This is a genomic window from Larkinella rosea (genome assembly GCF_003858635.1).
In the GTDB taxonomy this organism is placed as follows: Bacteria; Bacteroidota; Bacteroidia; order Cytophagales; family Spirosomataceae; genus Larkinella; species Larkinella rosea.
The window spans coordinates 131,210-143,455 of sequence record NZ_RQJO01000010.1 but is presented as its reverse complement, the minus strand read 5'-3'; the positions used below and the strand labels follow the sequence as shown (position 1 = coordinate 143,455).

General features: G+C 50.0%; 11 protein-coding genes. 6 read left to right on the top strand and 5 right to left on the bottom strand.

Going from position 1 to position 12,246, the window contains the following annotated elements; genetic code table 11:
* Positions 1–297: 297 nt before the first annotated feature.
* From EHT25_RS21535 to EHT25_RS21525, 3 genes are all read left to right on the top strand, one after another.
* Entirely contained in the window at positions 298–702 is a 405-nt protein-coding gene (locus EHT25_RS21535; protein WP_124877244.1) for a four-helix bundle copper-binding protein, read from the top strand.
* A gap of 344 nt (positions 703–1,046) precedes the next feature.
* Positions 1,047–1,550: a pyridoxamine 5'-phosphate oxidase family protein gene (locus tag EHT25_RS21530; RefSeq protein ID WP_124877243.1), complete on the top strand. Its 504-nt coding sequence runs from the start codon at positions 1,047–1,049 to the stop codon at positions 1,548–1,550.
* A 75-nt stretch (positions 1,551–1,625) separates the two neighbouring features.
* Positions 1,626–2,360: a DUF3891 family protein gene (locus EHT25_RS21525; protein WP_124877242.1), complete on the top strand. Its 735-nt coding sequence runs from the start codon at positions 1,626–1,628 to the stop codon at positions 2,358–2,360.
* 57 nt (positions 2,361–2,417) lie between these two features.
* Here EHT25_RS21525 and glgX read toward each other — a convergent pair whose 3' ends face one another.
* The 3 genes from glgX to EHT25_RS21510 all read right to left on the bottom strand — a co-directional run bounded on the left by glgX (position 2,418) and on the right by EHT25_RS21510 (position 5,921).
* Positions 2,418–4,520 carry a glycogen debranching protein GlgX gene (gene glgX, locus EHT25_RS21520; protein ID WP_124877241.1) on the bottom strand — a complete coding sequence of 701 codons (2,103 nt, stop codon included), beginning with the start codon at positions 4,518–4,520 and terminating at the stop codon, positions 2,418–2,420.
* A 184-nt stretch (positions 4,521–4,704) separates the two neighbouring features.
* Positions 4,705–5,160: a ferritin-like domain-containing protein gene (locus EHT25_RS21515; protein WP_124877240.1), complete on the bottom strand. Its 456-nt coding sequence runs from the start codon at positions 5,158–5,160 to the stop codon at positions 4,705–4,707.
* A 29-nt stretch (positions 5,161–5,189) separates the two neighbouring features.
* Positions 5,190–5,921 carry a YiaD family glycine zipper/OmpA-like lipoprotein gene (locus tag EHT25_RS21510; RefSeq protein ID WP_124877239.1) on the bottom strand — a complete coding sequence of 244 codons (732 nt, stop codon included), beginning with the start codon at positions 5,919–5,921 and terminating at the stop codon, positions 5,190–5,192.
* 487 nt (positions 5,922–6,408) lie between these two features.
* On the opposite strand from EHT25_RS21510, the gene EHT25_RS33030 reads away from it, so the two are divergent.
* Positions 6,409–6,597: a hypothetical protein gene (locus tag EHT25_RS33030; RefSeq protein ID WP_124877238.1), complete on the top strand. Its 189-nt coding sequence runs from the start codon at positions 6,409–6,411 to the stop codon at positions 6,595–6,597.
* An 87-nt stretch (positions 6,598–6,684) separates the two neighbouring features.
* The gene (locus EHT25_RS21500; protein ID WP_124877237.1) at positions 6,685–6,981 is read left to right on the top strand and encodes a hypothetical protein; all 297 of its coding nucleotides are present in this window, start codon (positions 6,685–6,687) and stop codon (positions 6,979–6,981) included.
* A 66-nt stretch (positions 6,982–7,047) separates the two neighbouring features.
* Here EHT25_RS21500 and EHT25_RS21495 read toward each other — a convergent pair whose 3' ends face one another.
* Together EHT25_RS21495 and EHT25_RS21490 are read right to left on the bottom strand one after the other, a co-directional pair.
* Entirely contained in the window at positions 7,048–8,319 is a 1,272-nt protein-coding gene (locus EHT25_RS21495; RefSeq protein WP_124877236.1) for a beta-propeller fold lactonase family protein, read from the bottom strand.
* Positions 8,320–8,502: 183 nt separating this feature from the next.
* On the bottom strand, positions 8,503–11,487 hold the full coding sequence (locus tag EHT25_RS21490; RefSeq protein WP_124877235.1) for a S9 family peptidase: 2,985 nt from the start codon (positions 11,485–11,487) through the stop codon (positions 8,503–8,505).
* Between the two features lie 138 nt (positions 11,488–11,625).
* Between EHT25_RS21490 and EHT25_RS21485 the strand changes: the two genes are divergently transcribed.
* Entirely contained in the window at positions 11,626–12,219 is a 594-nt protein-coding gene (locus tag EHT25_RS21485) for a TetR/AcrR family transcriptional regulator (protein WP_124877234.1), read from the top strand.
* Positions 12,220–12,246 lie beyond the last annotated feature (27 nt).

Below are 12,246 nucleotides of genomic sequence, written 5' to 3'. Positions count from 1 at the left end.
ATTATCTCATTAAGGTTGGCATCAACAAGCGATAAAAGAACATGGTCTGGAATCAAACCCGTTTTCCCGCAGCAATGCGTTCGCTAACTCCCAGTGTTCGGGCAAAGGCAATTGAAATTGCTAACACCCTGTTAGCGAAAGGAGCACCCGATTCTAAGGAGGTTATTTCAACCAGTATTTTTGAAGCACGCGCCTGGTCCCGGCAACGGTTTTTTGAGTCGAGCGTGGGCGCATCCAGTTAATAATCTGTATAGTCTGAATATTGTCATTATTACGAACCAGGAAACTTGACATGGTATGATTTGGAAGAAAAATGTTTACGATACGCTGGTTGCCTGCGCAACAGCTTGTGATGAATATGCCACGGAATGCTCGCGGCAACAGGATATTGAGGAGTTGTACCGGTGCATTTTCCTGAGTCTGGACTGCGCGGATTTATGCCGTCAGGTGGCGGTTTTATACGTTCGGGGTTCCGAAAACACCCGGCTTCTGGCCCGTACCTGCATTGAAGTATGCGAAAAATGCGCCGAAGAATGTGAACGGATGAGTGCCGAGCGGGCCTGCCAGATTGCGTCTACCTGTCGCCAGTGCATCCGGGTTTGTATGACAATCCTGGAAATGTCTGTTCAGCCCGACAGCGAATCGGAGGTTTCGAAGACCCTGTTTGTTGCGCTGGGGCGTCAGGAAATGATTTACAATTAAATCCACTGGCAATACGCTATTAAAACGGTGCTGGTAACTGAACCAGCCGGGCCATCGGTCATCGGGAATGTCTGTCGTAATTGCGTCGTCGGGAGCAAAGGAGAGGGGAAACCAACTGTTCAATTCATTGACGACACGCACTAAGGATTGTGGATTCCGGATGTAAAAACCGCTTCTGAACTGGCTATACGAAACTGCGCCAGATGCCTGAAAGCGGAAAGTCGGATGAAGACCCGCGACTGGAAATCGGCACCGTCATAACTATTTTATCTCAAAAGGCCGGTTGTTTTTAGCGAAAACTAAATACGATCGGCCCGTTATTTTTACGATTAATCAACGGAATTATGGAAACTTTGGAACAACGGAATGGGGACATGGAAAAGGTGACGAAACTAATCTCCGATATCCGGATTGGAATGTTAACCACACAGGATGAACACGGAAATCTGGTTAGCCGGCCAATGGCCGTTATGCAGGTGGACGAGGAAGGTAATTTATGGTTTTTAACGAAGGAACACTCGCCCAAAACTGAACAGATCGATCAGCATTATAAAGTAAATGTCGCATTTGCCGATGCGTCGGATTCGTCGTTCGTGTCGGTGAGCGGTTCGGCGGAGGAGCTTCAGGATCGGGCGAAAATCGAGGAATTATGGTCGCCGATGGCCAAACCGTGGTTTCCGGAAGGAAAGGACGATCCACAGTTGTCTCTTTTGAAAGTACACATCGAAACTGCGGAATACTGGGATTCCAGTTCCAGTCGAATGGTTCGACTTTTTGAAATGGCCCGTGCGGCCCTGACTGGGGATACGTACAAATTAGGCGAAAACAAGCTGGTTGAAAATCATTAATTTTAATACATACCATTGCAAAATGCCGATCCGGAAAGTCGGCATTTTGCGTATATGGCTGGTAGCTTAAGCGTTATGATTGTTAAAAGCAAAGACTTTGGTTGGGAATTGATTCATCAGCAAGCACACGGTTTATTAGCCGTCAAGATTGCAAATCATTGGAAACCAGACATCCGAACCGGCCGGTGGCTGGAAACGCTGGTGGCCCTGACGGAACACGATGATGGACAGGAGCCCTGGGAGGGTAGAAACCACCTCACCGAAGCGGGGGCTCCTCTGGATTTTCGCATTGAAATGTACTCGATTGGTCAGGCAAAGCGAATGATTGAAATTGCACTGGAGAAAAGCCGCTGGAATGCCCTGTTGGTATCGCGGCATGCCACCTTTCTGTATAGTTCATTGGCACAGCAGAATGACGAAATGGCTGATTTCCTGAAGCAGCAACGGCACAACCAGCAAAAGTGGATGAAACAATTGAACGTGGCAAAGTCCACCGTTGATTCCGCTTATGCTTTTGTCCAGTGGTGCGATGCTCTGTCCCTGATTCTTTGCCAGGGCCAAATACCCGAAAACGGTCGTCAACTGGAAATCAGCCCCGGACCGGACGAAACTCCTTATTTTATTTTTCAGCGATCCGATCAGTCCGTCGGCGTGGTGCCCTGGCCCTTTGAAACGCCGAAATTTTCGTTGCAGGTGGAAGCCTATCAATTGCACCAGCTCAGTTTTAAAAATGATGCCGAATTATATGCCTGCATCCAGGAATCGCCGGTTGAGGAGAAAGAGTGGTTGTTTAGAGAAAATGAAAAGTAAAGAACGCTGAAAGATAATGGAAAACCGCTCTCTTTCAGCGTCTGTTCTTTCCTGATTTTAGTCCTGCAATCGCATAAAAACCACCGAACGCCCCTGGATTTCAAACGGTTCGCGGGCCGAAACTTCATAGGGAACGTTGGCGTCGAGGTCCGTATTGACCAAAACCTGCCAGGTATGCTTTCGGCCAACTTTCGGTAATTTGAAAGAGAGCGGCTCCCAGAAAGCATTGAATAAAATCAGCAGATGACCTTCGCCAATGGCTTCTCCGTTTTCATTCTGTTCGTCCACTTCTGTTCCATTGATCAGGAGCCCCAGGCAACGCGTAATCCCGTCTTCCCAGTTCTCTTCTTTCATGGGTTTTCCGTCGATGCGGAGCCAGACCATTTCTTCGGAACGGTAGAATTTTCGCCGGCTTAGCAAAGGCATTTTATGACGCAGCGCTGTTAGGTGACGCGTAAAATCAAACAACGCCTGCTGGTCGGCTTTCCACTCCCAATTGAACCAGCTGATTTCATTGTCCTGAGCATAAGCATTGTTATTGCCCTGCTGGGTCCGTCCGCACTCGTCACCCATTACCAACATCGGCGTTCCCTGACTCAACAGTAAGGTTGCCAGAAAATTCCGCTTTTGTTGCTCACGCGCGCGCTGAATGGCTTCATCGTCGGTCGGTCCTTCGGCGCCCATGTTCCAACTCCGGTTGTCGTTGGCACCGTCCCGGTTATCTTCCCCGTTGGCGTCATTGTGTTTGTCGTTGTAACTGACCAAATCGTTGAGCGTAAACCCGTCGTGTGCCGTAATCAGGTTAATGCTGTTGGCGGGCTGGCGACCGTCGTTGTACAGATCCGGGCTTCCGAGCACCCGTGCGGCCAGTTCGCCCGCCAAACCGGTATCGCCTTTCCAGAATCCCCGGACGCAATCCCGGTATTTCCCGTTCCACTCCGACCAGTTTACCGGAAAATTTCCCACCTGATACGTCTGAATATCCCAGGGTTCGGCAATCAGCTTGACTTGTGACAAAACCGGGTCCTGCTGAATGGTTTCCAGAAACGACGATAACTGACCCGCGGCACTCAGGCTATGCGCCAGCGCCGTGGCCAGATCGAACCGAAAACCATCGACGTGCATTTCCGTCACCCAATACCGCAGACTGTCCATCACCAGTTGCAGCGTGCGGGGATGACTGACGTTAACCGTATTGCCGGTTCCGGTGTAGTCCATGTAAAACAACGGATTTTCTTCCACCAGCCAGTAATAAACCGGATTGTCGATTCCGCGAAAGGAAAGGGTAGGACCGTGCTGATTGCCTTCGGCGGTGTGGTTGTAAACCACATCCAGAACTACCTCGATGCCGGCTTTATGCAACGCTTTAACCATCGACTTGAACTCCTGAACGACGTTATGCCTGGCACCTTTGACCGCGTATTCGCTATGGGGGGCAAAAAAACCGATGGAGTTGTAACCCCAGTAACTGTCGCCGGTGAATTGGTGAACAGGCAGCAATTCGACCGTCGTGATGCCCAGCGATTTCAGATAGTCCGTTGCTTCGGTTGTTGCCAGCCCGGCGTATGTTCCGCGGATTTTCTTGGGCAGTTCGGGATGTTGCTGCGTAAATCCTTTGACGTGCAGTTCGTAAATGATCGTGCGGTTGAGCGGAATATCGGGTCGCTGGTCATCCTCCCAATCAAACGTGGAATCAATCACGACCGATTTCGGCACAAAAGGCGCACTATCGTCATTCTGAGGCTCCGAATAGCGGTTTTCATCCTGATTGTCGGGCGCAAATCCCAACTGGGCGATGTGGCTTTCGATTGGACCACTAATGGCTTTGGTGTAGGGATCCAGCAGCAGTTTATTCGGATTGAATAACAGCCCCTGCGACGGTTCAAAGGGGCCTTCGACCCGATAACCGTACAATTGTCCCGCCGGGATCGCTTCCAGATAAATGTGCCAGACCTGTTCCGTTCGCTCGGTCAGCGGAATACGTCGGGTTTCTTTGGTCGAATCTTCGGCATCGAACAAACATAAAATAACGCCAGTAGCGTGTTCACTAAAAAGGGCAAAATTGACACCTTCGTTGTCCCAGGTTGCGCCCAAAGGATAAGGCTTTCCCGGTCTGGAGCGGATTTCTTCCGGATTTTCTACGGTATTTGTGGGTTCCATAATAGTTAATGAGGAATGATGGATTACTGATGCGTATGGAGTGGCATTTATTCCCTATCATTCTTTGCCGACCTGATTGTTTGGTCAAATACTCAACTAGTCGTCTCGCGGGATTGTTTTTGATCGCAAAAAAAAGTCTTCGACCGGCCGCGGTCGAAGACTTTTTCATTTCACTAACCGGTGATTAAACGACATTAGCAAGCCGCGCCATCGACGCGTGCGCAGCTTGAATCCGTTCTTTCTGTAGCAAGAGCAATTCACGCGTGCTGGCCGCCAGACTGGTGTTTTTCAGGATTTCCTGATAATCATCCAGGGCCTGACCATCACCGCGTTTACACTCCTCCACAACGGCTTTGTCGTCGTTACCGGTAAAGGACGTTTTGATGTTGATCCAGGCGCGGTGGAGATCGGCCATCAGGCTCGTGCTCGTTTCCGGGTCACCGCCCAGCGTCCGGATTTCCCGGTCAATTTCCGTAGCATATTCGCCCCGCTGCCGCGACTGGGCCATAAACAGGCTCTTCAGTTCAGCATCCTTTACATTTTCGGCGGCTTCCTGGTAGCCTCGTTCGCCGTCACGCGTGCGCGTCAATAGCGTATTCAACCGATCCAGAATTTCGCCGTTTGTGTTTCTCGCTTCCATAACGATGTAAAATAGGTGTTTAGAACTGCTTAACTATTTATATTTCCAATGGTTCCGCGTTCGGCCGCTTTTCTTAGTTTATCGTTAGCAAAAATAGCTACTTCAACCCGGCGGTTTTGCTGACGACCCGCTACGCTGCTGTTGTCGGCAATGGGCTGACTTTCTCCATACCCTTTCTCCGCCAGACGGTTCCCCTTGATTCCTTCCGATTGCAGAATCTTTGCGACGGTTTTGGCCCGACGTTCCGAAAGCGTCAGATTGTGCTTGTCCGAGCCGGTGTTATCGGCGTGACCTTCAATGAGAACTTCGGTATCGTCGTATTTTTTTAACGTTTCGGCTAGCTTCTCGATGTTTTCCCGGTTGGCCGTCTTGAGGTTGTATTTATCCACGTCAAATAGAAAATCGGAGTCAAAGGTGATTTTTATACCTTCTCCAACCCGCTCAATCCGGGCATTTTCGAGTCTGCGCCGTAATTCTTCTGCCTGTTTGTCCATCTGCCGGCCAATTAAGGCACCACCCGCACCACCGACTGTTGCGCCCAAAATAGCTCCGATGGCGGTGTTGCCCGACTTCCGGCCGATCAGCCCGCCCGCTACGGCACCGGCACCGGCACCAATAATGGCTCCGCGCTGAGTATTGTTCGTTTTATTCCGAATTGATTTACATCCCGTCATTGTATCAACCGCCAGAATACTACCGGCTAATACCAGTGCCACCGCTCGTATCTTAATAAATCCTAAAGATTGGCTGTGAGTGCTCATAGTAATTTGAAACGTTGGTTTCCTCAGCATAATCCAAAAGCTGTACCATTTGTTGGAAGACCGGTTTTATTTTTTATAACTTACGCTATTAATATCCTGTAAATTAGTAGGTTATGGCAAGAGTGGTCAATTTGAAAAACCGTATTATATCTTTGAATCGGTGGGGAGCAGAAGAAACAGGATGAATGAGCTGGGGAAGACTTTCTACACTCAAATTGGAAAAATACAATAAATAACATATTTTAATGTAAATAGAAAAATACTCACTTCGTCAGAAATAAATGTTAGTTTTTGGTAAATGATAGAATCAAATTTTTACCTAATATTGCCTTATTTTACTAAACGGTTACAATAGAGAAATCTCTGGCCTGATTTATGCACGTGATTGAAAGATAATTCTATTGTTTACTCTACGTGTATGTATTCTCGAGATTCAACTATTACGCTACGTTTAAGGCGGAGTGTGGCATTTCCTCGACTTGCTGAGATGTTGAAAGAAGCACGGCTGTCCGAATTTAAAACATTAATGCAGGCGATTGATTGCGCGAATAATCGCTATGTAAAAGGTAACGACCACTGGATTGTGCGCGGAGACAATGGTGTTTATTGGGTAGTTCGGCCGCGAGTTGCCGAATATTTGGTAAACGCCGGGTATGAACTGGCATTTGGAAGGTAAGCGAATTACAAAAAGCAGAAGGGATGAAAATTGAAAAAGAGCGAGACTTTTTCTATTTTCATCCCTTCTGCTTTTTACTAGTATAACATGAAACAGCGCCGGGGATTGTGGGTGAGCTTAGTGAGTGGCTGGTTGCTAACGGGTTGCATGGCTTCCAACTGTCCGATCAGGAGTTGTCACGTTCGGATGGAGCATCAGCATGGCGGACGAATTTATCGGGGAACCACATTCGGAACGATGCACAGCCCAACCTGGTGGCTGTCGAATCGCAAAGGAGAAGGCGCCCGGGCTTCGATGGCCAGCGACCGCAAAGGACTCAAAAAAGAGAAAGGGGACGGAAAAAAGAAGAAAGTCAAGAAGCAATTCCGGTGGGAACGCGTTTAATTAAGCGGTATGAATGAAGAGTTATATGCGTCAGCCAACTCTTCATTCATACCGCTTCATTCATAACTAATAAACGCGTACCGTGTGAGAACCGCGGGTTACATTGATTTTACCCGGCATTTTTTCCAGCGATGGTTTGTCGCCTTTGGTCACTTTCCAGAATTCGATGGCACCGGAGCGGTCGCCATAGTCGAGGTATTCTGAAACCGCCACGGCGATCGCATTGCCGCTCTTGTCAAATTCGATGCTCTGGGGAGAAATTCCTTCGAATGGATATTCGTTCGCCAGCGTTAACTTCCCTTCCTTATCCAGTGAATAAACCGAAAGGGAGCTTTTACCGGCACCGGCGTTGGAAAAAGGCTGGTACGACTGACCCGAATTAGCCACAATCACCATCGAACCATCCGGGCTAACCGTCAGTGCTTCTGCGCTCTCGCCCGAAGCGGTTTGCGACACAATTTTGTGTTCGCCAGGTGTATCTTCGGTGCTAAACTGAACGACGAACAATTCACCTTTGCCAGCGCCCTGGGCATTGGCGGCTTTCTTGATATCGGATACAATGAAGAATTTTCCGTCGGGAGAGAATTTACCGGTTGCGGGCAATCCACCTACTTTAATCGGCTTGCCGTGCGGAACGATGTTCGGTTTTTTAGCTGCGTCGAGTGAGTATTTCATCACGCCTACTTCCTGCGAATCTTCAATCGAGTAAGCAATAAAATCACCCGCCGGACTCCACACCAGGTCCGTAATCCGGGCGCCCGGAACCGGAGAAGGGGCCGTAATGACGCGTTTCGGTGTACCGGTATTGTCGATCTCGATCAGTCGCATTTCTTTTCCGGCTTCACCCGAAGCAACGGCCAGCGTATTTCCCTGCGGATTGATCGTGATGGCCGTCGGCAATGCGCCAACACTCACGACTTTGGCCGTCGGCTTAGCCGGGGCCAGATCGACAATAAACATCCGGGCTGCGGATGGCAGGTCTTTTATACCGCCTTTCAGCGTCGCCAGGCTATCGCCCAATTGACCGCGCCCTTCCAGCACGAAAGCGAAGCGTCCGTTGGGCGTTACTACGGCGGCTTTGTCGTAGAGCACCGATGAATTGGAAATGGGCGCCGTTGTAATGTTTTGACCCGAGCGATCGAGCGGAAATTTGACAACCGTCAACGCATCGCGGCTGGTTTTACTTTTGTACAAGTTACCATCAACCAGGGCAGAAGCAGCCATGTCGGCGTCGGACAGAACTACAATTCCTTTGGCTGTGAACTGAATGGGGTCCTGCTGGGCAAAAGCCCCCGTTGTTAATAAGGTGGCAAGGGCAACCAAACTCTGTTTTTTCATGCTGCTAATAGAAGGGTTATATCTTTGGATATTACGCAAATATAGACGAAAGCGGCAATTTTAGTAAACTGGGAGGGCGTTTTCATAAACTTTCTTTCGTCCTGACTCCCAAATCAAAATTTGGTTCGGGACGGTTTTTGATTTGGGTTTGAAAGCAGGTTGCTCCTCTTTCCTGATTCCCGGTCAATACTTCATAATCCCGAGTTCTTTTTCCACCGCCGACCGGCCCTGTTTCATCCACGGAGGCAGCGCAGCATCTTTCAGGTAATGATCAAAAAACTGATACATCCGGATACTGAGATCTTTGGCGTTGTGCCGCTGGGTCAGGTTATGATCCTCGCCATTGTACACCAGCAGCCAGGCCGGTTTGCCCAGCCGCCGGAGCGCCGAATAAAACTCGATGCTCTGGTACCAGGGCACTGCACCATCCTGATCGTTGGCCATCAGCAGGAGCGGGGTTTCGATGCGGTTGGCGTAAAACAGCGGGGAGCTTTCGAGGTAATTCATGGGTTTGTCCCAGAGCGTTCCGCCAATGCGGCTCTGTGTTTTTTCGTACTGGAACATGCGGCTCATGCCGGTTCCCCACCGAATGCCGCCGTAAGCGCTGGTCATGTTCACCACCGGCGCACCGGCCATGGCGGCTTTGAACAGATTCGTCCGGGTTACCAGATAGGCTGTCTGATAACCGCCCCAGCTCTGGCCCTGCAACCCGATGCGGTCGCGGTCGACGAACCCTTTTTCCAGTAAATTCAGCACACCCGGCACAATGCAGTCGTAGGCGTTCTGGCCCGGTATTCCGGTCGTATAAACAATATCGGGGACAAAAACCAGGTAACCGTTTGATACACAGTATGCCATGTTGATCGTTGAGCGGCTGGGCGCGGGTGTTTTGTAGTCGTTCAGCGTTTCGGCATTGCGTTCGTAGTAATACACTAACATCGGGTATTTCTTCCTGGGGTCGAAATCATCCGGTTTATACAGAAGTCCTTCCAGCTTGGCACCATTGTTCCCAACCCATTTAACCAATTCAACAGTACCCCAGCGAACGCTGTCCTGTTGGGGATTGATGTCTGTCAATTGCTGCAATTCGGCAAAGGTCGTATCCGTCAGGTACAGGTTGTTGGATTCGCGGAAGTTGCCTTTCTGAAAGGTCAGCGTCGGCCCTTTTTTCGCTTTTGATAAACCAGAGAACCGGTAACCGCCCTTTGTTAAAATAACCGGATCGACCCCCGGATTTTCGACCGGTTTCTTCAAAATTCCCGTCGATTTATCGTTTTCCCAAAAACCGGTCAGCCAGAGGTTTCCCGTCAGCGTAACAAATTTTTCCTCCGGATCGAGATTGGTGCGACGCAGCCGAATGCGGTTTTTACGCCCGTAGCCCGCCGTCAGGTTGACCGGTTTTTCCTGCCCTGTCGGGTCGATGCGCCACAGATCGAAGCGATCATAAATCAGCACATAGCGGTCGTCTTTGGTCCAGCCGGCGGCTCCGTAACTGCCGGGCAGGTCGGGGGTGTCATGTTCTTCGTCGAAAAACCGCACCGGAATGCCCCGCGTCAGGTCAATGCGTTTGCCTTCTGCCAGCGACCAGGCCCGCCAGAGCGAATCGCGCTCGTCGTACCACCAGGCGTATTTACCACCCGGCGACAACTGGGCGTACGACACCCGGGCGTCGTTGGCGATCTGTTTTTTCTGACCGGTTTTTGAGTTGATCAAGTACACATCCGTCTGACCGGGGTCCCACATGCTGTTGATCTGGTACGGCAAATTACTCAGTCCCAGCCAGTAGGGTTGGTCGGATTTAAGATCAATCTGAACATTGGGCATATCCCGGTTTCCCAATTGCGTAATACCACCAGTCGTTAAATCACAAACCGCCAGAAAACCGCGTTCTTTTTCCTGCTTCAACTGCTTGAGTTGCATCGGCTGAATCGTCGGGTCGTTCCAGCTCCAGACGTCTACTTTTACCCGCTCTTCGTCCAATACCGTCGAGTCTTTGATCGGTTTGGGCGGCAAAATCGACGTCGCGAAATACAACCGCTTTCCGTCTTCTGAAAAGGATGGCGTCCGGTATTCATTCACATTCCAGCCTTTGGGATAGGCTTTGGTCAGGGTATCGGCCAGCACAACCGTTTGCCCCGATGAACCGGCAAAAACCGGGGCCGTTTTTCGTTTTTTAGTCGGGATAGAACCGGCCGGAACCAGGTGTTTGTAATACAGCGTATACGCCCGGACATCCGCTTCGGCGCTGTCGCCGGTGGCCATCCAGGCCAGTTGCGTACCGGTTTTATCGACGGCCAGTCCTTTATACACTTTGCGTTTCGAGCTTGTATCGACCAGCATTTCGTTCTGTTTTTTGGTGTCGAAAATAAATACTCCCGCTTTTTTCAGTGTATCGTTTACCGCGTCCTTCGTATAAAAAACCGTATTGCCATTATCCGAAACCGTTGCGTACGTCACGTACCGGAATGATTGCGTGGCACCGGTTTCCAGATTCAGCAGGATCAGATCGTCGCCTTTTGGCTTTTTCGTGGATGCCGTGGCCCGAACCCGTGATGCCGGTTTTTGGGCTGTAGAGTCTTTTTTCACGCCTTTTACTTCCTGGTGTTCCTGCAAAATGGCCGCCCACGACCCGCTTTCTTTCGGAAGGGTATACGATTTGATATTGGCAAAACCGATCCGGTTTCCGGTTTCGAGATTGAACACCAGCAAACTATCTTTCGGCAATTGATCCGCCTTGACTTTTTTCTTTTTAGCCTCCCGCGTTAGTTTGAACGGCGCCTTTAGCCGCATCACCAGAAACCGGCTGTCGGGCGTAAACTGCGCCAGATACCCCCGTGCGAATACATATTTTTTGGTCTCTGATGGATTTAATGGGACAGCCTGGCGATTCGTGGATGCATTTGGTCCGCCCGCCTTGGCTTCCAGGGTTGGGTCTGACTTTTTCGCCGGCGGGGAGCCCGGCACCCGAATCAACTCCAGAACCCCATCGCCTTCCTGCGGATCGATCTGGTAGCTGAGCCACTGGCCATTGTTGGAATGCTTCTCGAAGCGAACGGTTTGCCAGCGGTCGTAATCGGCATGGGTTAGCGGGCGTTTGGTCGTTTGCGCGACGAGCGACGTTTGTTGGAAAAGGAAATAGCAAATGAAAAGAAAAGCGCAGTGACGCATAATTCAAGTGGGTTAACGGTCTACTAAATTACGCAAAAACTAGCTAACAAATTACGTTGGCATCAGCCGTTGGGCTATTAATAAAAACGAACAAATAATTTTTAAATAAAAGAACGTTCGTTTATTTTTGATCCCGCTATGAGATTACGCGACGAAACAAAAGAACAGGCGATTCGGGAGCAGGCGATGAAAATGATCGTCCGGGAGGGCTTCGACGGGCTGAGCATGCAGAAACTGGCGAAGGCTGCGGGGGTTTCGCCGGCCACGATCTACATCTATTTCAAAGACCGCGAGGACCTGATCCGGCAGATTTATTACGAAGAGATGCAGATGATGAGCCAGGAAACGCTCCGGGGATTTGACCCGGCCATGCATTTTGACGAAGGGTTGCGGGTGCAATGGATGAACCGGGCCAATTACTGCATGAAATATCCGCTTCGGATGCATTTTATGGAACAGATGCGCCATTCGCCCTTTCACGAAAAGTTTCAGACCGATGCTCAAAACCCGTTTTCGGTCGCGATGAAAGTCTTCGTGATGAATGCCATCCAGCGCAATGAACTCGTGAAGCTGCCGGTTGAGGTATATTGGTCGGTAGCGTATGCACCGTTGTATCAGCTGATTAAATTTCAGCAGTCGGAGCAGGGAATGCCGGGCTGGGGCAAATTCGTCCTGGACGAAAAGGTACTGGAGCAAACCCTGAGCCTGGTGTTGAAAGCACTGAAACCTTAATTTTTTCAAGAAAATAGTGAGCGAAGT